We start from the raw sequence: 20,104 nt of genomic DNA, 5'->3' as shown, positions 1-20,104 counted from the left end.
TCATTTACAGCAGGTACCAGAGACCCGGGAACAGGTCCATGCCGAGAAAGTTCAGGGCATACAGCACCAGAATGACGATCATCGCGGAGAAATCGATACCGCCCATGGCAGGCAGAATACGGCGAATCGGTGCCATCATCGGTTCGGTCAGCTGCACCAGCAGGTAGTCGACCGGGCCGCGACCCTGGCTGATCCAGCTCATCAGTGAGCGAATGATGATCACCCAGAAGACCAGATAACCGGCCGATTTAATCAGCGACAGCAGGCCGACCAGCAGGTTGGTCGGATCAACCGAGAATACGCCCACCTGAATCAGCAGTAAAATCGGGTATTTCAGCGTCGTCAGGACAAAGGCCAGCAGCAGCGAGGCGGTATCAATCGGCCCCAGTGCCGGAATGATGCGGCGCAGCGGTTTAACAATCGGCTGCGTGACTTTGACGACGAACTGCGCCACGGGATTATAAAAATCGCAGCGTGACCACTGCATCCAGATGCGCAGCAGCAGCACCATGACGTAGAGATCGATCAGCGTTTTTACTAAAAACGTCAGTGTTAACATGAAGTTCCTCTGTTATTGTTGTGAGTTGTGCGCATAATCGCGTGCGCCAAAAATGGCGGTGCCGATGCGCACCATCGTACTGCCTGCGGCGATGGCCGCCTCCATGTCATCGCTCATTCCCAGCGAAAGCGTATCAATATGCGGATAGTGCTGCTGCAGCTGACGGAATGCTTCCGCCATCTGCTGACACACCGCCAGCTGCTTCGTGTAGTCACTCTCCGCCGCCGGAATCGCCATTAATCCCCGCAGTCGCAGCTGCGGCAGGGCCGCTATCGCCTCTGCCAGCCCGGAAACGGCCTCCAGCATGATGCCAGATTTACTCGTCTCGTCACTGATATTTACCTGAATTAACACATTCAGCGGTGGCAGTGAGGCGGGACGCTGATCGTTGAGCCGCTGGGCAATGCGCAGACGGTCAAGGGTGTGGCACCAGGCAAAATTTTCCGCCACCAGCCGGCTCTTATTGGACTGCAACGGACCGATGAAGTGCCACTCCAGTTCCGGATGTGCGGCCAGCGCCTGAACCTTTTCAACCCCTTCCTGCACGTAATTTTCGCCAAAGGCAATCTGACCCGCGGTAAAGGCTTCTTCGACCGCGCTCGCAGGTTTGGTTTTACTGACGGCAAGCAGGGTAATTTCTTCTGGTGCGCGGCCGCAACGCGCGGCAGCGGCCGCAATGCGCTGCCGGACTTGCTGTAGGTTGTGCTGGATTGAGGTCATAGTCAGGAGACATTATGAATCTGGATGAAATGGTGGCGCTTAGTGTAAAGCATAATGCGGCCGATCTGCACCTTTGCAGCGGACATTTGCCCTACTGGCGGCGGCAGGGGAGGCTGGAGGCGATTCCGCAGCAGGGCCCGCTCTCGGCCGCCTGGATGACGGAGTTTATGGCCCGCTGGCTCAGTGAACCCCAGCGCCAGCAGCTGGCGCGTGACGGGCAGATCGATTTCGCCCTGAGTCTCGCCGACGGCCAGCGTCTGCGTGCCAGTCTGTTTATGCAGCGCAACGGCCTGTCGCTGGCGCTGCGCCTTATCTTTGCGGTCTGCCCCACGCTGGAGAGCCTGCAGCTTCCCGCCGTGGTGCCGACGCTGCTGGAGCAGCAGGATGGATTGATTCTGGTCACCGGGGCGACCGGAAGCGGCAAATCCACCACGCTGGCGGCGCTGGTGGATGCGCTGAATCGCCAGCATGCACGCCATATCATCACGCTGGAAGATCCCATTGAATTTATCCACCACAGCCAGCAGTCGCTGATACAGCAGCGTGAAATCGGCCTGCACTGCCCCTCTTTCTCACTGGGCATCAGAGCGGCGCTGCGGGAAGATCCCGACGTGATTCTGCTGGGCGAGCTGCGCGACAGCGACACCATCCGGCAGGCGCTGACGGCGGCGGAAACGGGGCATCTGGTGCTGGCAACGCTGCACACCCGCGGCGCGGCGCAGGCGGTGGACAGGCTGGTGGATGTCTTTCCGGCGGAGGAGAAACCGCTGGTGCGAACGCAGCTGGCGGGCAGCCTGAAAGCGGTCATTGCGCAGCGGCTGGTGCCTGCCGTTGCCGGATCGCGCATCGGGCTGTTCGAGATCCTGGTTGCGACACCGGGCATCACTCATCTGATTCGGGAGGGCAAGATGCACCAGATCCCTGCTCTGTTGCAGACCGGCGCACAGGCCGGTATGCAAACCTTTGAGCAGAGCAGGCTGGCACGTGAGGCTGCCGGACTGATCGCGTCAGGTCAGTAGTGGTTCTCGAACCAGTCCTGCAAAATGATGGCGGCCGACTGTGAATCCACCGACCCTTTACTGAGCGCACGATAACCGCCACGTTCGAAGAGACCCGCACGCGCTTCAACGGTGCTGAGGCGCTCATCCTGTAGCTCGACCCGGATGCCAAACCGACCGTGCAGGCGATTGGCAAATTTTCGTGCCCGGGCCGTTAACGGCTGTTCAGTGCCATCCATATTGAGGGGTAGACCCACCACCACGAAATCGGGCTGCCACTCTTTCAGCAGCTTTTCAATGAGCAGCCAGTCTGGCGTACCATCCTGGGCTTTCAGCGCCGCCAGGGGACGGGCGCTGCCGGTGAGTTGCTGACCGACGGCGACACCAATGCTTTTGGTGCCGAAGTCGAAACCTAACAGTGTTTGCGTTGACATCAGGCGTGTCCGGCGTCGCTGGCCATGTTGTGAATATCGACGCCGATACTGCGCGCCGCTTCGCGCCAGCGCTCTGCGATAGGCGTCTGGAACAGGATATTGCTGTTGGCTGGGGTCGTGAGCCAGGCATTTTCCATCAGCTCATTCTCCAGCTGATCTTTTTCCCAGGCGCAGTACCCCAGTGCCACCAGCACATTTGTGGGCTGAGAGGCGGTGCCAATCGACTCCAGCACGTCACGGGATGTGGTGATGACGGTGTTGTCGGAGACACGAATACTGGAGGTAAAAGTCCGTTGCGCTGAGTGCAGAATAAAGCCGCGATCTTCCGCCAGCGGGCCACCGGTGAAAACCGGCTTATCCAGCCTGATGGCCGGGTCGCGATCGTCAGCAGAGATTTTCAGCTTCTTCAGAATGCCTTCAACCGTCAGGTTTTCCATGGGTTTATTGATGATCAGTCCCATTGCACCTTCTTCGTTATGTTCGCAGAGATAGACCACGGAACGCTTGAAGAAAGGGTCCTGCAATGAAGGCATGGCAATCAAAAAGTGATGTTGTAAATTCATTCTCACACGATGTACCAAAAAAATAACCGGCACGCGACGGCCGCACCGGTATTGGGTTGATCACGGAGCCTCGCCCCGGCGTCTTGCTCAGCCCAGGCGTTTCTCAATGGCATCCATCAACATGCCGGTGATGGAGATCGGGAACGCAGCCTCAATTTCACGAATGCAGGTCGGGCTGGTCACGTTAACTTCAGTCAGTTTATCACCGATGATGTCGAGACCGACAAAAATCAGTCCTTTTGCTTTCAGCGTCGGGCCAACACGGCGCGCAATTTCCCAGTCGCTTTCGCTCAGTGGGCGGGCTTCACCGCGCCCACCGGCGGCGAGATTGCCGCGCGTTTCACCGCCCTGCGGGATACGCGCCAGGCAGTAAGGAACCGGCTCGCCATCCACGACCAGCACACGCTTGTCACCCTCTTTGATAGCCGGGATATAGTTCTGCGCCATGCAGAAGCGGCTTTCGTGCTCGGTCAGGGTTTCCGTGATGACGCCAAAGTTAGGATCGTCCTGCTTCACGCGGAAGATAGAGGCGCCGCCCATGCCATCCAGCGGTTTCATGATGATGTCGCCATGCTCCTGCCAGAAGGCGCGCAGCTGCTCTTTGCGGCGGGTCACCAGGGTCTCAGGCGTGAACTCCGCAAACCAGGCGGTGTAGAGCTTTTCGTTACAGTCACGCAGGCTCTGCGGTTTGTTCACGATCAGCGTTCCCAGCTCTTCTGCGCGCTCCAGAATGTAGGTCGCATAGATGAACTCGGTGTCGAAAGGGGGATCTTTACGCATCAGGATCACATTCAGGTCAGCCAGCGGGATCTCCTGCTCGCTGCCGAACTGATACCACTTATCCGCATTCTGCTCAACGCTCAGCAGGCGGGTGCGGGCAGAGGCGACGCCACCGCGCATCGAGAGATCGTGCATCTCCATGTAGTGAATTTCATAACCACGGCGCTGTGCTTCCAGCAACATGGCGAAGCTGGAGTCTTTTTTAATATTGATGGACGAAATAGGGTCCATCACGATGCCAAGCTTAATCATTATTATCTCCTCGGTAAGGCGTTGATCGCCTCGTTCGGTTCGGTCTGCAGTGGGCCGAACAGTCAGGACACTATGCCTGCTCTCTCACCGCCGAAAGTATCGCTTAACCCAGGTCGCCAAACCTCACCTGAAGTGCCGTAATGGCGGTCAGCGCGGTGGTTTCGGTTCGCAGAACCCGTGGGCCAAGCAGGATGTCCGTAAAATCGTGCTGCGCCGTCATCGCAATCTCGTCCGCTGACAGGCCGCCTTCCGGGCCAATCAGCAGCCGGACCCGCTCCACAGGCTGTGGCAGCGTGTTAATACTCTGGCTGGCACGCGGATGCAGGTTGAGCTTCAGACCGCTGTCCGCTTCCGCACACCAGGCTTCCAGCGTCATCGCTTCACGAATTTCCGGCACGCGATTGCGGCCACACTGCTCGCAGGCGGCAATCGCAATTTTCTGCCACTGCTGGATCTTCTTCGCCAGACGTTCAGCATCAAGCTTTACGCCACAGCGCTCGGAAAACAAGGGTGTAATGACGTTCACGCCCAGTTCAATTGATTTCTGGATAGTGAATTCCATTTTTTCACCGCGCGACATCACCTGACCTAAATGCAGATGCAGAGGTGACTCGCGATCGTCCGGCTGGCTCTCTGTGACCGATACTTTTACACGCTTTTTATCAACATGCGTGATCTCTGCTGCAAAAGTCAGATTAGTGCCATCAAAGAGTTCCAGACGCTGGCCTGCCGTCATCCGGAGGACCCGGCCCACATGGTTGGATGCATCTTCATCCAGAGTAATTTCACTGCCGATGTTCAGAGGCGCGGCGTGATAGATGCGAGGTATGCGCATAAGGTTCCTGAGACCGGACGCCGCGCTGCAGCGGCGTCATGGGAAAAGAGCTAGTGTAGGGCAGGGATTTTAGCGCTGGCAAGCCTGCTGCACATAAGGATTGTGATTGCCCTGCACCCTGGCAATCCGCTGGTCGCGTTCGCACTCCCACGGCGTGACAGGATAGAGCTTATCCCAGGCAGTAAACAGCTGCGTCTGCTGGCGTGAAATGCGCAGATGGTACTGGTCGCGCATATAGAAATAGGTGCGGGCAATCGCGCCCCGCGCCCGCGCAGGCGGCTCCGCCTGCTTCAGTTTAAAGTCGATCTTCATCTCACACTGACCATACTGCTTCTCGCTGCCGTTCCACTGACTGTAGGCGAAGTTGCCGCGGTCGCCATTTACTTCACCCACCGCAGGCTGCAGGTTGTGCAGATCGGTTTCGATGCGGCGATAGTCGGGGTCTTTGTTGCAGTTTTTGCGGCCACCGTCCTGCCAGCACTGGCGCTGATGTCCAAACTCCCACGCAGGCATCACATGTTCCCACTCAATGCGTGCGGCGCGATTCGCATTTTTGCGCACCTGATAGCCACAGCTGTTGAGATCGGGAATGCCCTTTTTTCCCTGCCATGTAATTTTACAGCCACAGTAAAAGGAGCCCGGTGCATCGGCGTTAATCGCCGCAGCAAAGGTTTTGGCCTGCTGAAAGTTATTCTGATGATAGTTATTCAGGTTGATAGCGTCAGCGGCAGGGGCAAACAGCAACGCCACCGCCAGACTTAAAATGCGAGACATATTCCAGCTTCTGTTCAGTACAAAAAAGGGCGGCAGGTTAACAGAATGTCCAATAGGGCGGAATGGGGATTAGTCTCAGGCTGGCACAAACTCGCCCGCGGTCAGCAGGCTTCCGCAGTGCACGCAGCGATACTCACTCTCTTTGCGCACCACCCGATTGTGGCGCCGCACCGTAAGCTGGTGCTGCTGGCACTGACAGCGATAGGCAAAGGTCTTGCTGCGCACGGAAGCGATCTCAAACTGATGGGTGCGCCGCGCCGGCACGCCCAGCACCTGCTCCATCATCCACTTCCACTCTTTGCCGTGCGGCGCAACGCGACCAAACTGTTTCCAGACCAGCAGATGCGCCAGCTCATGCGGCACCACTTCATCAATAAACGCCTGCTGATTTTCCAGCAGCAGCACCGGATTAATGCGGATTTCCCAGGCGGCCAGCCAGGCCGTGCCCGCCGCCGTGCCGCGCTGCTGGTAGAGCAGGGCAGGTTCCGGGTAGTCCGTTTTCAGGGCCTGATTGGCACGCGCAAGCGACTGGCGCAGCGAGCGCATCACGGCCTGCTGCAGGGCAATAGGGAGACGAGGTGTTTTCATGGCGTTCAGGATAATCATCGCTGCCCGGGAACTCAACCTGACCCGCGAAAATGGCAGCAGCGTGGCTATAATCTGCCGCCCCGTTTCCGGCACGGCAGGCGGCGGCCACAGGGGGGGGCAGACCCGGCGCGGCAGCGGCGGAAATTTCCGGATTAAATATGGTTATCGGCGTTTTTAGAATATCCTATTGATAAGGTTCACTGCAGCGTGAACCGATGAGATGCGACAGGCACAGTGTACGGACAACGCAATGAAAAATAATAACATCAGGAAGCAGCGCATTGTGCTGGTGACCGATTTGATGGCAGGTCGCGGCGGTATGGAGAATGTGACCGGTCAGCTGATTACCGCGCTGAATGCGGAGGCCGGAACGGAAGCGGGGCTGTTTATTATCAACAGCGGCGAAGAGAGCCACTCCCGTGCCTGGACCGCCAACGCTGTTTTAGCCGAGAGCGTCTGCACGCTGCGCAACAAAAAGATAAAAAATCTGATTCATACGCTGCGAATGGCCGCCTTTTTTCGCCGCTATCAGCCCGATCATGTCCTGACCCTGAATACGATTCCCTGCCTGATGACGCGCCGCGCCATCAGCCTCTCCGGCCGTAAAATCATGCTGTCGAGCTGGATGCATCTGCCCCCGCGTGAACGTTACCGTCCCCACTATCTGCTGCGGGCCGATCACCATTTCGCCATCAGCCAGCAGATTAAACAGCAGCTGGTGGATTTGGGCGCGCGCGATACAGACGTTGATGTGATCTATAACCCGGTAAAGCGCACTGAGGTGGTCATTGGCCGCCCGCAGGGGCTGAAGTTTCTCTATATCGGGCGCATCCACTTCCAGCGACAGAAACAGCTGAAAGATCTGTTTGATGCCCTGCAGCAGGTCAGCGTCCCCTGGACGCTGGAGATGGTGGGAGATGGCGAGGATCTGGCGCAGTGCCAGCACTACGCGGCGCAGCTTGGGATTGCGGATCGCATTACCTGGCATGGCTGGCAGGAGAACGCCTGGGAGTATGTCCTCCACCACATCAGACAGGTCAGCTGTCTGCTCATGACCTCCAACTTTGAGGGGTTCCCGCTGATCCTGCTGGAGGCGATGTCGCGCGGCGTCTACTGCGTCTCATCCGACTGCATCAGCGGTCCGGCGGAAATTATTCAGAACGGTCACAATGGTCAGCTCTACCCTGTCAATGACAGCATGGCGCTGGCCGCTATTCTCAACGCCATGAGCGGGGATTTCCGTTTCCCTGACCATCAGGTTATTAAAGCGAGCATCACCGGTTTTTATGAGGAAAATTATATGAAGCACCTGATGACCGTGCTTAATCGCCTTACTGAGGTTAAGCATGACGAATAAAACCGAACGCAATGGATTAACGTTACTGGTTAATTTCTCCGTGATTGCGCTCTGCCTGGCACTCTCACTGAATATGTTTGTTACCGGTCTGCCGCAAAAAATATTCTACTTCGTCTCCTATCTCTCCGTTGCCTCCATACTCTATGGTCTGGTGCGCAGACGGATCGACTTCAGGGGAGCGGGTTTTTATCTCGCGCTGTTCGCTGTTCTGGTTATCTTTGCCCTGATCCGTCTGTTCTGGGCCCTTCACGTTAAGGGGATTGAGACCGCCCCCTCAACCGATGCGATAACCAATATCGGCAACTACCTGCTGGGCGCTAAGCGGCTGTTGCTGGGCGCGTTTATTCTCCTCAGCCTGGCTATTTATGGCGATCGGGTTTCCCTGACCACACTGCGTATCGGGAAAGTGCTCATTCTGATCGGACTGCTGATTACGCTGGGCTTCGGTATTCATGAGCATCTCTACACCGCGAACATCCGCATCAAACTCACGACTGAAGCGGCGTCGATGTCCTCCTACATGATTCTGTTTATCTACTGCGCCTGGCTGTGGCTGAGTCGTTTTGAGACGCATCGCTACTGGAAGGTTGCCGATGTGGTGGTGCTGGCTGTCACCTTCGCGCTGCTCTACCTGTGTGCGACCCGCGTGACGCTGATTGCGCTGATCGCCACAGGCCTGCTGTTTGTGGTGCAGAGTTACCGGCTGTCGCTGCTCACTAACTGGCGCGTCGGCACGCTGGCGGTGGGCGTCGTGGCGCTGCTGATCCTGATGACCAGTAACCGCTGGGTGGAAGGGGTGCAGGATATTGAGAACTTTGGCTCCAACAGCTCGACCTCGCTGGGTGCACGCGTGGCGATCTGGGGCGGAGCGATGAACTTTATTGAGCATCACGGCGGCTTCGCAACGCCGGATGCGCGCACTACGGAGGCGCGCCAGTTCATCATCAAACACTATCCGCTCAATGTGGAAGGCTACACCAACGTCAAATACAACATGCACAACGAGTTTCTCGAAGTGACGACGTTACAGGGATGGCTGGGGACGCTGTCGCTGGCGCTGCTCTATCTGACGACGCTGGCGGGCTGGCTGAAGAAGTGCGATCTGCGCGGGGCGGCGCTGCCGATGCTGGCGCTGTTTATCACCGGGCTGACCGATTCGGTGCTGCCCTATAACCAGACTGCTACCATCTTTATCATGGCGCTGGCGATCTGCTGCCTGCCGCGGCCCCGGCCGGACGTGCGGGTCACCCCGGTATGATAAGGGGCTGAACCAATAAAAAGGGCGGGGTTTCCTGAGAAACCCCGCCCTTTTTTTATTGCTTAACGGTTAGTCGCGTGCACCGATGTCGCGCAGTTTTTTACCGGCCATCAGGTTACGTTCGATGTGTTCCAGCGAGACGTTTTTGGTCTCCGGAATCAGCATCAGCGTCAGCAGAATGAAGAACAGGTTAAGCAGCGCGTAGACCCAGAAGGTGTTGGCGTTGCCCAGGGTATTCAGCATCGTCAGGAAGGTCGCACCCACGATCATGTTGGCGATCCAGTTGGTGGTGGTCGAGACGGTGATACCGAAATCGCGGCCTTTCAGCGGCTGAATTTCAGAACAGAGTACCCAGATCAGCGGACCGGCTGACATCGCGAAGCCAACGATGAACATCAGCAGCATGCCTACCGCGAAGTACTGTGCGCCCGGCGAGGTAATGCCAAAGTGCAGCATCGTTCCCAGCACGCCCATACCGGCAGCCATCACCATAAAGCCCAGAATCAGGGTCGGTTTACGGCCCCAGCGATCCACCAGGCCAATGGCAATAAAGGTCGCCAGCACGTTGACCAGACCAACGATGACCGTACCCCACATCTGCTGCGTGGTGTTGGCGAAGCCGGCAATTTCAAAGATTTTAGGTGCGTAGTACATGATGACGTTCATACCGGTAAACTGCTGCATAACCTGCAACAGAATGCCGAGGTAGACGGCACGACGGAAGTGGCTGCTGCTGGTAAACAGACCCCAGCCAGACTGCTTGATCTTCAGGCTTTCACGAATCTCATCCAGCTCACGTTTTGCCTGCTCACTGGTGTCGCGCAGGCGGTCCAGTACGCGTTGTGCATCGCGGAAGTTGCCACGCGCTGCCAGCCAGCGTGGGCTGTTAGGCAGGAAGAAGACACCGATCAGCAGCAGCAGGGCAGGGATGGTGATGACGCCCAGCATCCAGCGCCAGTTGCCGGTAAAGCTGAAGGCGGTATCAGACAGGTAAGCACCCAGAATCCCGATGGTGATCATCAGCTGATAGAGCGAAATCATACTGCCGCGAATTTTTTCTGGAGCGATTTCAGAAAGATAAAGCGGGGCGGTATAAGAGGCGACACCGACTGCCAGACCCAGCAATACGCGGGCGCTGATCAGCATCTCCGGGTTTGGCGCCATCGCCGACCAGAGAGAACCGATAACGAACAGAATCGCACCGGCCATCAGGCTCTTTTTACGGCCCAGGCGGGAGGACATCCAGCCGCTGCCGATAGCCCCCACCGCAGCACCAAACATCATGGAACTGACGATCCACTCCTGCTGATGAGCGGTAACGTTGAAGTCCTTTGCGATAAACGGCAGGGCACCGGCAATCACGCCGATATCCAGACCGAACAGCAGACCCGCAAGGGCTGCCAGAAAGCAGACAAATAAGGTCATCGCCTTATTTGAAGTTCTGCTTTTGTGTGTATTGCCAGGCATTTTAGCCTCCAGGTTTATCCATCATTGTTTTTATCAATGTTAAAAAACCTTTTACGGGAAAAAAGTGAGTCTGATCACATCAGTGTAATCGCTTACACACGCTGAAACCCTGAAATTCAGCATATTTTACCCGTAAAGATTAATTAACCAGTGAGGTATAGCACTTATTAAGTTTCTGACAATGCTCTATTTATTGGCTATCAGACGACGCTGAAAATAACGCATTTTGAACAGAATAACCACGTGCGTTAAATCTTAAATGTCAGATAAACAAAGCATTTCAATTTGTAATCGTTAACATTTTGTTGTCAGAAAAAGCGCAATGAAGTGTAGCTGAGATTAGAAAACCTGCTGAGGAGCGGCGGGAAGGTCGGGCAGAAGCGTTTTATCCGGTCAGGAGAGAGCGGGCAGAGAGTGCAAAACTGAGAACAATCTGCCCGTGCTGCACGCAGGCAAAGCCACTGAAAAGGCAATAAAAAACCCTGCCGGCGTGGCAGGGTTTCATGATCAGCCGGAAAACTTACAGGCCAGCCGCTTCACGCAGCAGGGCGGCTTTATCGGTTTTTTCCCATGGGAAATGTTCGCGACCAAAGTGACCGTAAGCGGCGGTCTCTTTGTAGATAGGGTGCAGCAGATCCAGCATCTGAATCAGACCATAGGGACGCAGGTCGAAGAATTCACGTACCAGCAGCGTCAGCTGTTCGGTCGCAATTTTCTCGGTGCCAAAGGTTTCCACCATGATGGAGGTCGGTTCAGCAACGCCGATCGCATAAGAGACCTGAATTTCACAACGGTCAGCCAGACCGGCTGCGACGATGTTTTTCGCGACATAACGCGCTGCATAGGCCGCAGAGCGGTCAACTTTTGACGGATCTTTACCGGAAAACGCACCGCCACCGTGACGCGCCATGCCGCCGTAGGTGTCGACGATGATTTTACGACCGGTCAGACCGCAATCGCCCATCGGGCCGCCGATCACAAAGCGACCGGTCGGGTTGATGTGATATTTGGTTGAGGCGTTCAGCCACTCGGCAGGCAGAACCGGCTTGATGATCTCTTCCATCACCGCTTCCTGCAGATCTTTCTGGCTGATGGACTCCGCGTGCTGCGTTGACAGCACGACCGCATCGATGCCGACAATTTTGCCATCGTCATACTGGAAAGTGACCTGGCTCTTGGCATCCGGACGCAGCCACGGCAGGGCGCCGTTTTTACGCACTTCTGCCTGACGCTGAACCAGACGGTGTGCATAGGTCACCGGTGCAGGCATCAGAACGTCGGTTTCGTTGGTCGCATAACCGAACATCAGGCCCTGGTCGCCCGCGCCCTGTTCCAGCGGATCGGTGCGGTCAACACCCTGATTGATATCCTGAGACTGTTTGCCAATTGCGCTCAATACGGCGCAGGAGTTGGCATCAAAGCCCATATCGGAATGAACATAGCCGATTTCGCGAACGGTGTTACGGGTGATCTCTTCGATATCGACCCAGGCGCTGGTGGTGATTTCACCACCAACCAGTACCATACCGGTTTTAACGTAGGTTTCGCAGGCCACACGCGCTTTTGGATCCTGTTCCAGGATCGCATCCAGCACGGCATCGGAAATCTGGTCGGCGATTTTATCGGGATGTCCTTCTGATACGGACTCGGACGTAAAAAGGTGTTTAGCCATTCTGTTCTTTACCTTAAATATGGTTTGAATTCGACTGCATAGCGCCAGTGAGGTTATCTGACCTGACGCCCCTTCAGGCAAAGCCGCGAGCAGTGAGGTTGTGTCAGCACAGCAGGCCAACACCGCCTGGATATTAACCTGTTTAGATGGAAAACCATCTGGACGGCTATTTTAGGATAGAGGATAAACCAATTACCAGCCCTTTTTCTGTTTCGGCATTTTACCTGTCAGCTTTATCGGCATAATTTGCTGACACTCCACGGAATTACCCGATAATCTTTTTGCTTTTTAGCGCCGTAAACGGTATAAAACGCCGCTGCTTCGCTAGCCGCAGCAAGGATGACGCCACTGTGTGCGTCGCGCCCGTCAGACACCGCTCTGGCTTTCACCCTGGTTGTTCTCCATGTGCCCCTGGCATATGCGGAGGTGATACAAGTAATGAACCACGCTTTTTCTTCTCCCGGTTCTCTGCGCTCTGGCGCAACACTGGCGCGCTCCTGCCTCCCCTCTGTTTCTCTTTCCAGCCGACAATATCTGCGATGCGGTAATTTTACCGACACGAGCGCTGGCTAATCTTTACCTCTGTTCTCAGGGCTTTGTCTCTTCTCTGCGTCCACGCAGTGGAACGAGACCGGTTATCTATGGTCAATAAAGATCGGGTAAATGTTCTCTGTTTAAACGGATCTGGCCAGGGTGTTTTACACTTAACTCATATGCGTGAAGCGCGCTGACGGCAACGTCAGGTGAACAGGACATGACGTTTAATGGGGTATCTGCGTTTCAGATTAGCGGCCATAAAGCCGGTTAACAGTTTCATCTTTCAACGGAAAATTGAGGTTCGCGATGTCTGACGACATGAAGAATATCAAAGGTTCGTCAGCTGGCGAACAGGGTGCACTCCGCTCCATGCAGGAGGTTGCAATGAACGATCAGGACGCGAGCAAAATGTTGCGGACGTACAACATCGCCTGGTGGGGCAACAACTATTACGACGTCAACGAACTGGGCCACATCAGTGTCTGCCCGGATCCGGATCGCCCGGATGTGCGCGTCGATTTAGCCCGGCTGGTGAAAGAGCGCGAAGCACAGGGCCAGCGTCTGCCCGCGTTGTTCTGCTTCCCGCAGATCCTGCAACATCGTCTGCGCTCTATTAACGGCGCGTTCAAACGTGCGCGTGAATCCTACGGCTATACCGGTGACTACTTCCTGGTTTACCCGATTAAAGTCAACCAGCATAAACGCGTCATTGAATCCCTGACCCAGTGCGGTGAACCGCTGGGCCTGGAGGCTGGCTCGAAAGCGGAGCTGATGGCGGTGCTGGCACATGCGGGTCAGACCCGCACGGTGATCGTCTGTAACGGTTATAAAGACCGGGAATATATTCGTCTGGCGCTGATTGGCGAGAAGATGGGCCACAAGGTCTATCTGGTGCTGGAAAAAATGACCGAAGTGCGGCTGGTGCTGGAAGAGGCGGAGCGTCTGAACGTGGTGCCGCGTCTGGGTATCCGTGCTCGCCTGGCGTCACAGGGCTCCGGCAAGTGGCAGTCGAGCGGCGGCGAAAAGTCGAAGTTTGGCCTGTCAGCGACGCAGGTGCTGAAGCTGGTTGAGATTATGCGCGAAGCGGGCCGCATCGACAGCCTGCAGCTGCTGCATTTCCATCTCGGTTCACAGATGTCCAATATCCGCGATATCGCCACCGGTGTGCGTGAGTCGGCGCGTTTCTATGTCGAACTGGCGAAGCTGGGCGTAAACATCAAATGTTTCGACGTCGGCGGCGGTCTGGGTGTCGATTATGAAGGCACGCGCTCGCAGTCTGACTGTTCGGTCAACTATGGCCTCAATGAGTATGCTAACAACGTGATCTGGGGCATCGGGGCCGCCTGTGATGAGCACGGCCTGGAGCATCCGACGGTGATCACCGAGTCCGGTCGCGCCGTGACCGCACACCATACGGTGCTGGTTTCTAACATCATCGGCGTGGAGCGTAATGAGTTCAGCGAACCTGAAACGCCGGATGCCGATGCGCCGCGCCCGATTCTCAGCATGTGGGAAACCTGGCAGGAGATGCATGAGCCGGATACCCGCCGTTCGCTGCGTGAGTGGCTGCACGACAGCCAGATGGACCTGTTCGATATCCATACCGGTTACTCTTCCGGCACTTACGATCTTAAGCAGCGTTCATGGGCTGAGCAGCTCTATCTGAGCATCTGTCACTATATTCAGCAGCATCTTGATCCGAGCAACCGTGCGCATCGTCCGATCATCGACGAACTGCAGGAGCGAATGGCGGATAAGATCTACGTTAACTTTTCGCTGTTCCAGTCGATGCCGGATGCATGGGGTATCGATCAGCTCTTCCCGGTTCTGCCGCTGGAAGGGCTGAATAAGAAGCCGGAACGCCGCGCTGTGCTGCTCGACATCACCTGTGACTCTGACGGTACCATCGATCACTATGTGGATGGCGACGGTATCGCCACCACCATGCCGATGCCGGAATATGACCTGGATAACCCGCCGATGCTGGGCTTCTTCATGGTCGGGGCTTATCAGGAAATTCTGGGCAACATGCACAACCTGTTCGGTGATACCGAGGCGGTGGATGTCTACGCGCGCGAAAATGGCGAAGTGGAAGTGCAGCTGTCGGATGAGGGTGACACCGTGGCAGACATGCTGCGCTATGTGCAGCTTGATCCTAACCAGCTGATGTCGCTGTTCCGCAATCAGGTGCAGGCGTCCGATCTCGACGAAGAGCTTCGTGCCCAGTTCCTGGAAGAGTTTGAGAGCGGCCTCTACGGATACACCTATTTAGAAGATGAGTAATCGCATCGTTCAGCCCGCAATCGTATATTGCAGTTGCCGCTGACTATGCCGATAATCTGACTCACTCAATCCCTTCCTCGTCGGGCCTAACGACGCGGAGGGGATTTTTTTTATCTCAACCTTAATGGCTTGCGGGCCTGGCCCGACTTACGCATAGAGAGAGCAATTATGTATAACACGCTTGGCAATCAGTACGACAACTCCCTGGTCTCTAACGCCTTCGGCTTCATGCGCTTTCCGCTGAACTTCCAGCCTTATGACAGCGACGCAGAGTGGGTGATTACCGGTGTACCGTTTGATGCTGCCACCTCTGGTCGTCCGGGCAGCCGCCTGGGGCCGGGCGCCATCCGCCAGATCTCCACCAACCTGGCCTGGGAAGGCTGCCGCTGGCCGTGGGATTTCGATCTGCGTCAGCGTCTGAACGTTGTCGACTGCGGCGATCTGGTTTACGCCTTCGGTGACTCACAGGATCTCTCCGATAAATTACAGGCGCACGCCGAAAAACTGCTGGCCAGTGGCAAGCGCATGATGACCTTTGGCGGCGACCACTACGTGACGCTGCCGCTGCTGCGCGCGCATGCGAAACATTTCGGCAAGATGGCGCTGGTGCACTTTGATGCCCACACCGACACCTACTCCAACGGCCCGACCTTTGACCACGGCACCATGTTCTTTACCGCGCCGAAAGAGGGGCTGATCGATCCTCAGCACTCGGTGCAGATCGGTATCCGAACTGAATTTGACCGGAGCCTGGGCTTTAACGTGCTGGATGCGGCGCAGGTCAATGACCGCAGCGTTGACGATATCCTCGCTGAAGTAAAACGCACCGTCGGCGATCTGCCGGTCTATCTCACCTTCGATATCGACTGTCTGGACCCGGCTCATGCACCTGGCACCGGTACGCCGGTCATTGGCGGCCTGACCACCGATAAAGCGACCAAACTGATCCGTGGCCTGCAGGGCATGAACATCGTGGGTATGGATCTGGTGGAAGTGGCACCGGGCTATGACCATGCAGATTTAACTGCGCTGGCCGCGGCGACGCTGGCCCTGGATATGCTGCATGTTCAGGCGGCCAACAAGGGCTGATTTGCCGCACCCCTCTGATAAGTCTGCCGGGATAATCCGGCAGGCTTTGCTGCCGTCTCCCGCCATTCCCCCTCTGCGTTTTCCTGACGAATACCCTGTCTGACCGGCTGCTGGCCTCGGCCATGCGGTTCAGGCGCAACTGCACATCAGCAACTAAACTTAGTGACATCAATTTTCGACGTGGAGGCAATCATGGGCTTTCTTGATGAACTGGCGGGCTCACTGCAGGGCAGTCAGAGTGACGGGCATCTGCCCGGCCAGCTGCAGGCGGTGTGGCACTGGGTACAGGAGCAGGGCGGCATTGAAGTGCTGCTGCAAAAATTTCAGCAGGGCGGGCTGGGTGAAGTCTTTAGCTCGTGGATTGGCACCGGCAGCAATCAGCCGGTCGCGCACAGCGATATCCACTCGGCGTTTGGTCAGGCGGAACTGCAGTCACTGGCGGATAAGCTGGGAACCGACGTTAAGGGCGCAGCAGGCACGCTGGCGGTGATTCTGCCGCAGCTGATCGACAGGATGTCACCGCAGGGGCGCATGGATGAGGCGTCACTGCATGAGAATAAACTCGATTTAGGCTCAATGGTGGATCAGATATTTAAGCGCTGAATCAGCCAGAGCCGGAAGTTATCAGGCGCATCGCCCTGAAGGATGATGCGCCTGATTGTCTCTTATTTCGCGTCGGCAGCAATGCGATCGCGGATATGCTGAGCGCGCGCTTCTGAAGCCGGGTGGGAGTCAAACATTGAACTCTGACGGCCCTGTTCCAGCTTCGCCAGTTTCTCAAAGCTGGTGACCAGCCCCATGGGGTTAATGTTGCGCTTCTTCATCAGGTCATAGGAGTAGTCATCCGCCTGTGACTCCTGCGACTGGGAGAACTGCGCGTTGACCAGTTTCTCACCCAGTTCGCCCAGCTGCGACTGCGACAGCGAACCGATCACCCCGCCAACCGACGCGGCAGCCGTGCGGGCCGCAGTGGTGGCATACGCCAGCTGCATCGCTTTACGGGTGTGGCCCAGCGCAACGTGACCCATCTCATGGCCCAGTACCCCTTCGACTTCATTGTCGGTCATCATATCCATCAGTCCGCTGTAGACACGGATACAGCCGTTTGCCATCGCCCAGGCGTTGACATCTTTCGTCTGGTAAACCTTGTAGTTAGCCGGAACGCCATTGATGTTGTCGCCCAGCGCGGCAGCAATCTTGTTCAGACGCTGCTGATATTGGCTGTCAGCCGGCGCGATCTGATTCTCTTTGTCCATCTGATCACAGGACTTATCGCTCAGCTGCTTAACCTGATCGTCGCTCAGCGTGTAAGCCTGATAGGCCTGTGCGCCTGACTGCATCAGCGCGTTATTGTCCAGCCCCTGACAGCCGCTCAGCAGCGTCGCCAGTCCAAGCGCTAATACCGTTTTCTGGATTTTCATGCTCTATCCCATTCATAACAAGGTAAGAAAAACAAACACCTGAAACCGTGCCAGGTGAATAAACGTTTTGGTTATAGCCTGCCAGTCTGCACTTTGCTAGCAGAGTTGGCCGGAAAAGCCATACGAAGCGGTGACATTTAGCGTTTTACAGCATGTACTTTTGCCCCGATTTTCATGTACATTGATGGGCAACTTTTTCCTTGTTTTGCCCGGTAACTCATTAATAACAATAAGTTAAGGCGCGAAGCATTAATCCGACCTGGAGTAGAAAATGCCCTCTCGTAAAGAGCTTGCCAACGCCATTCGTGCGTTAAGTATGGATGCAGTACAGAAAGCGAAATCGGGACATCCGGGTGCCCCAATGGGTATGGCGGACATCGCTGAAGTACTCTGGCGCGGTTACCTGAACCACAACCCGACCAACCCGCAGTGGGCTGACCGCGACCGTTTCGTGCTTTCCAACGGTCACGGCTCCATGCTGATCTATAGCCTGCTGCACCTCACCGGCTACGATCTGCCGATGAGCGAACTGGAAAACTTCCGCCAGCTGCACTCAAAAACTCCAGGTCACCCGGAATATGGCTACACCGCCGGCGTTGAAACCACCACCGGTCCGCTGGGGCAGGGCATCGCTAATGCGGTCGGTTTCGCTATCGCTGAGCGCACCCTGGCCGCGCAGTTCAACCGTCCGGGTCATGACATCGTAGACCACAATACCTATGTCTTCATGGGTGATGGCTGCATGATGGAAGGCATCTCGCACGAAGTCTGCTCACTGGCGGGTACGCTGAAGCTGGGCAAACTGGTGGCCTTCTATGATGACAACGGTATCTCTATCGACGGTCACATTGATGGCTGGTTCACCGATGACACCGCTAAGCGCTTTGAAGCTTACGGCTGGCACGTTGTGCGCGGCGTTGATGGTCACGATGCGGATGCGATTGCTAAAGCGATCGACGAAGCGAAAAGCGTCAGCGACAAGCCATCACTGCTGATGTGCAAAACCGTCATCGGCTTCGGTTCGCCGAACAAAGCGGGCACCCATGATTCACACGGCGCACCGCTGGGTGATGACGAAGTGGCGCTGACCCGTAAACAGCTGGGCTGGAACCACGCACCGTTCGTTATCCCGTCAGAGATCTACGCTGAGTGGGACGCGAAAGAAGCGGGTCAGGCGAAAGAGTCCGCCTGGGATGAGAAATTCGCGGCTTACGCGCAGGCTCACCCGGAACTGGCCGCTGAGTTTAAGCGTCGCATCAGCAATGAGCTGCCTGCTAACTGGCAGGAAGAGTCTCAGAAATTTGTTGAGCAGCTGCAGGCGAACCCGGCGAAGATCGCCAGCCGTAAAGCCTCACAGAATGCGATTGAAGCCTTCGGTAAAATTCTGCCGGAATACCTGGGCGGTTCAGCTGACCTGGCGCCGAGCAACCTGACTGTCTGGTCGGGCTCTAAGCCGATCAATGAAGATGCGGCAGGTAACTACATCCATTACGGCGTGCGTGAATTCGGTATGACCGCTATCGCTAATGGCCTGGCGCTGCACGGCGGCTTCCTGCCTTACACGGCCACCTTCCTGATGTTCGTTGAGTATGCGCGTAACGCTGCGCGTATGGCGGCACTGATGAAGATCCGTCAGATCATGGTCTACACCCACGACTCCATCGGTCTGGGCGAAGATGGCCCGACGCACCAGCCGGTTGAACAGATGGCCAGCCTGCGCACCACGCCAAACATGAGCCTGTGGCGTCCGTGTGACCAGGTTGAATCTGCCGTGGCGTGGAAATACGCGATTGAACGTCAGGATGGCCCGACGGCACTGATCTTCTCCCGTCAGAACCTCGCGCAGCAAGCGCGTGACGCTGAGCAACTGGCTAACGTGGCGCGCGGCGGCTATGTGCTGAAAGATTGCGACGGCACGCCTGAGCTGATCCTGATCGCCACCGGTTCAGAAGTAGAACTGGCTGTCGGTGCGTGGGACAAACTCACCAGCGAAGGTCGTAAGGTGCGTGTCGTCTCTATGCCTTCAACGGATGCCTTCGACAAGCAGAGCGATGCGTATCGCGAAGCCGTTCTGCCAAAAGCGGTCAGCGCGCGCGTGGCTATCGAAGCGGGCATCGCAGATTACTGGTTCAAATACACCGGTCTGAATGGGGCCATCGTCGGCATGACCAGCTTCGGCGAATCAGCGCCTGCGGATCAGCTGTTTGAACTGTTTGGCTTTACCGTCGACAACGTTGTGGCGAAAGCCAAAGCGCTGCTGGCGTAAAAACCGGTCAGGCGGGCCTGAACCCGCCTGGCGCTAAACGCAGAGGGACGACTTTTTCGTCCCTCTCGCTCTTTTATTCCTGTAGTAATAACCTGTTTTCGCCTCAATTTGTGACGCAGATCTAAATATAAGCAGTCAGATTGATCACAGTCATTCCCGTTATTCCTTCCTTCCATTATTGTAGCTGAACCGTTTCAGTCGCCAGGCAACTTGCCCTGGTTTCGGACAATGCCGGGTAAGAATCTCCTGTA

At 56.3% G+C, this 20,104-nt stretch carries 18 protein-coding genes; 7 read left to right on the top strand and 11 right to left on the bottom strand.

The genetic code is table 11. From position 1 onward, the window contains the following. Positions 1-4 precede the first annotated feature (4 nt). On the bottom strand, positions 5-559 hold the full coding sequence (locus S7A_RS00995; protein WP_009087146.1) for a YggT family protein: 555 nt from the start codon (positions 557-559) through the stop codon (positions 5-7). 12 nt (positions 560-571) lie between these two features. Further along, positions 572-1,279: a YggS family pyridoxal phosphate-dependent enzyme gene (locus S7A_RS00990; protein WP_009087144.1), complete on the bottom strand. Its 708-nt coding sequence runs from the start codon at positions 1,277-1,279 to the stop codon at positions 572-574. A gap of 14 nt (positions 1,280-1,293) precedes the next feature. Between S7A_RS00990 and S7A_RS00985 the strand changes: the two genes are divergently transcribed. After that, positions 1,294-2,298, top strand: a complete 1,005-nt coding sequence (locus S7A_RS00985) for a type IV pilus twitching motility protein PilT (RefSeq protein ID WP_009087143.1) — start codon at positions 1,294-1,296, stop codon at positions 2,296-2,298. On the opposite strand, the gene ruvX is transcribed toward S7A_RS00985, so the two are convergent. The 6 genes from ruvX to S7A_RS00955 form a co-directional block, all read right to left on the bottom strand. Next, entirely contained in the window at positions 2,292-2,711 is a 420-nt protein-coding gene (ruvX, locus tag S7A_RS00980; protein WP_009087141.1) for a Holliday junction resolvase RuvX, read from the bottom strand. The two genes, S7A_RS00985 and ruvX, sit on opposite strands and share 7 nt — an antisense overlap. Further along, on the bottom strand, positions 2,711-3,274 hold the full coding sequence (locus S7A_RS00975) for a YqgE/AlgH family protein (protein WP_009087140.1): 564 nt from the start codon (positions 3,272-3,274) through the stop codon (positions 2,711-2,713). The genes ruvX and S7A_RS00975 overlap by 1 nt, the downstream gene beginning before the upstream one ends. Positions 3,275-3,361: 87 nt before the next feature. Next, positions 3,362-4,306, bottom strand: coding sequence for a glutathione synthase (gene gshB, locus S7A_RS00970; RefSeq protein WP_009087139.1), 945 nt, complete (start codon positions 4,304-4,306; stop codon positions 3,362-3,364). 103 nt (positions 4,307-4,409) lie between these two features. Then, on the bottom strand, positions 4,410-5,141 hold the full coding sequence (gene rsmE, locus S7A_RS00965) for a 16S rRNA (uracil(1498)-N(3))-methyltransferase (RefSeq protein ID WP_009087137.1): 732 nt from the start codon (positions 5,139-5,141) through the stop codon (positions 4,410-4,412). Positions 5,142-5,210: 69 nt separating this feature from the next. Continuing rightward, positions 5,211-5,915 (bottom strand): deoxyribonuclease I, encoded by a 705-nt coding sequence (endA, locus tag S7A_RS00960; protein ID WP_009087136.1) that lies wholly within the window; start codon positions 5,913-5,915, stop codon positions 5,211-5,213. Between the two features lie 75 nt (positions 5,916-5,990). Next, positions 5,991-6,503 (bottom strand): SprT family zinc-dependent metalloprotease, encoded by a 513-nt coding sequence (locus S7A_RS00955; RefSeq protein ID WP_009087135.1) that lies wholly within the window; start codon positions 6,501-6,503, stop codon positions 5,991-5,993. 250 nt (positions 6,504-6,753) lie between these two features. On the opposite strand from S7A_RS00955, the gene S7A_RS00950 reads away from it, so the two are divergent. Then, a complete protein-coding gene (locus S7A_RS00950; RefSeq protein WP_009087134.1) occupies positions 6,754-7,860 on the top strand; it encodes a glycosyltransferase in 1,107 nt (368 codons plus the stop codon). Further along, complete coding sequence (locus S7A_RS00945; RefSeq protein WP_009087133.1) at positions 7,850-9,118, top strand: O-antigen ligase; 1,269 nt, start codon at positions 7,850-7,852, stop codon at positions 9,116-9,118. The genes S7A_RS00950 and S7A_RS00945 overlap by 11 nt, the downstream gene beginning before the upstream one ends. Before the next feature lie 69 nt (positions 9,119-9,187). Here S7A_RS00945 and S7A_RS00940 read toward each other — a convergent pair whose 3' ends face one another. Both S7A_RS00940 and metK read right to left on the bottom strand, forming a co-directional pair. After that, complete coding sequence (locus tag S7A_RS00940; protein WP_009087132.1) at positions 9,188-10,585, bottom strand: sugar porter family MFS transporter; 1,398 nt, start codon at positions 10,583-10,585, stop codon at positions 9,188-9,190. Between the two features lie 520 nt (positions 10,586-11,105). After that, positions 11,106-12,257 (bottom strand): methionine adenosyltransferase, encoded by a 1,152-nt coding sequence (metK, locus tag S7A_RS00935; RefSeq protein ID WP_009087131.1) that lies wholly within the window; start codon positions 12,255-12,257, stop codon positions 11,106-11,108. An 843-nt stretch (positions 12,258-13,100) separates the two neighbouring features. Between metK and speA the strand changes: the two genes are divergently transcribed. From speA to S7A_RS00920, 3 genes are all read left to right on the top strand, one after another. Then, complete coding sequence (gene speA / locus S7A_RS00930; RefSeq protein WP_009087130.1) at positions 13,101-15,077, top strand: biosynthetic arginine decarboxylase; 1,977 nt, start codon at positions 13,101-13,103, stop codon at positions 15,075-15,077. A gap of 168 nt (positions 15,078-15,245) precedes the next feature. Next, on the top strand, positions 15,246-16,166 hold the full coding sequence (gene speB, locus S7A_RS00925; protein WP_009087129.1) for an agmatinase: 921 nt from the start codon (positions 15,246-15,248) through the stop codon (positions 16,164-16,166). A 192-nt stretch (positions 16,167-16,358) separates the two neighbouring features. Continuing rightward, positions 16,359-16,769 carry a YidB family protein gene (locus tag S7A_RS00920; RefSeq protein ID WP_009087128.1) on the top strand — a complete coding sequence of 137 codons (411 nt, stop codon included), beginning with the start codon at positions 16,359-16,361 and terminating at the stop codon, positions 16,767-16,769. 62 nt (positions 16,770-16,831) lie between these two features. Here the strand turns inward: S7A_RS00920 and S7A_RS00915 are convergent, their stop codons facing one another. Next, on the bottom strand, positions 16,832-17,587 hold the full coding sequence (locus S7A_RS00915; RefSeq protein ID WP_009087126.1) for a M48 family metallopeptidase: 756 nt from the start codon (positions 17,585-17,587) through the stop codon (positions 16,832-16,834). A 271-nt stretch (positions 17,588-17,858) separates the two neighbouring features. On the opposite strand from S7A_RS00915, the gene tkt reads away from it, so the two are divergent. Next, positions 17,859-19,853, top strand: coding sequence for a transketolase (gene tkt / locus S7A_RS00910; protein WP_009087124.1), 1,995 nt, complete (start codon positions 17,859-17,861; stop codon positions 19,851-19,853). The last annotated feature ends 251 nt before the right edge of the window (positions 19,854-20,104 follow it).

Origin of the sequence: Pantoea sp. Sc1, from assembly GCF_000255315.1 — a bacterium.
Taxonomy (GTDB): domain Bacteria; phylum Pseudomonadota; class Gammaproteobacteria; order Enterobacterales; family Enterobacteriaceae; genus Pantoea; species Pantoea anthophila.
The sequence above is the reverse complement of the archived record's forward strand: the minus strand, read 5'-3'. Positions and strand labels throughout refer to the sequence as shown.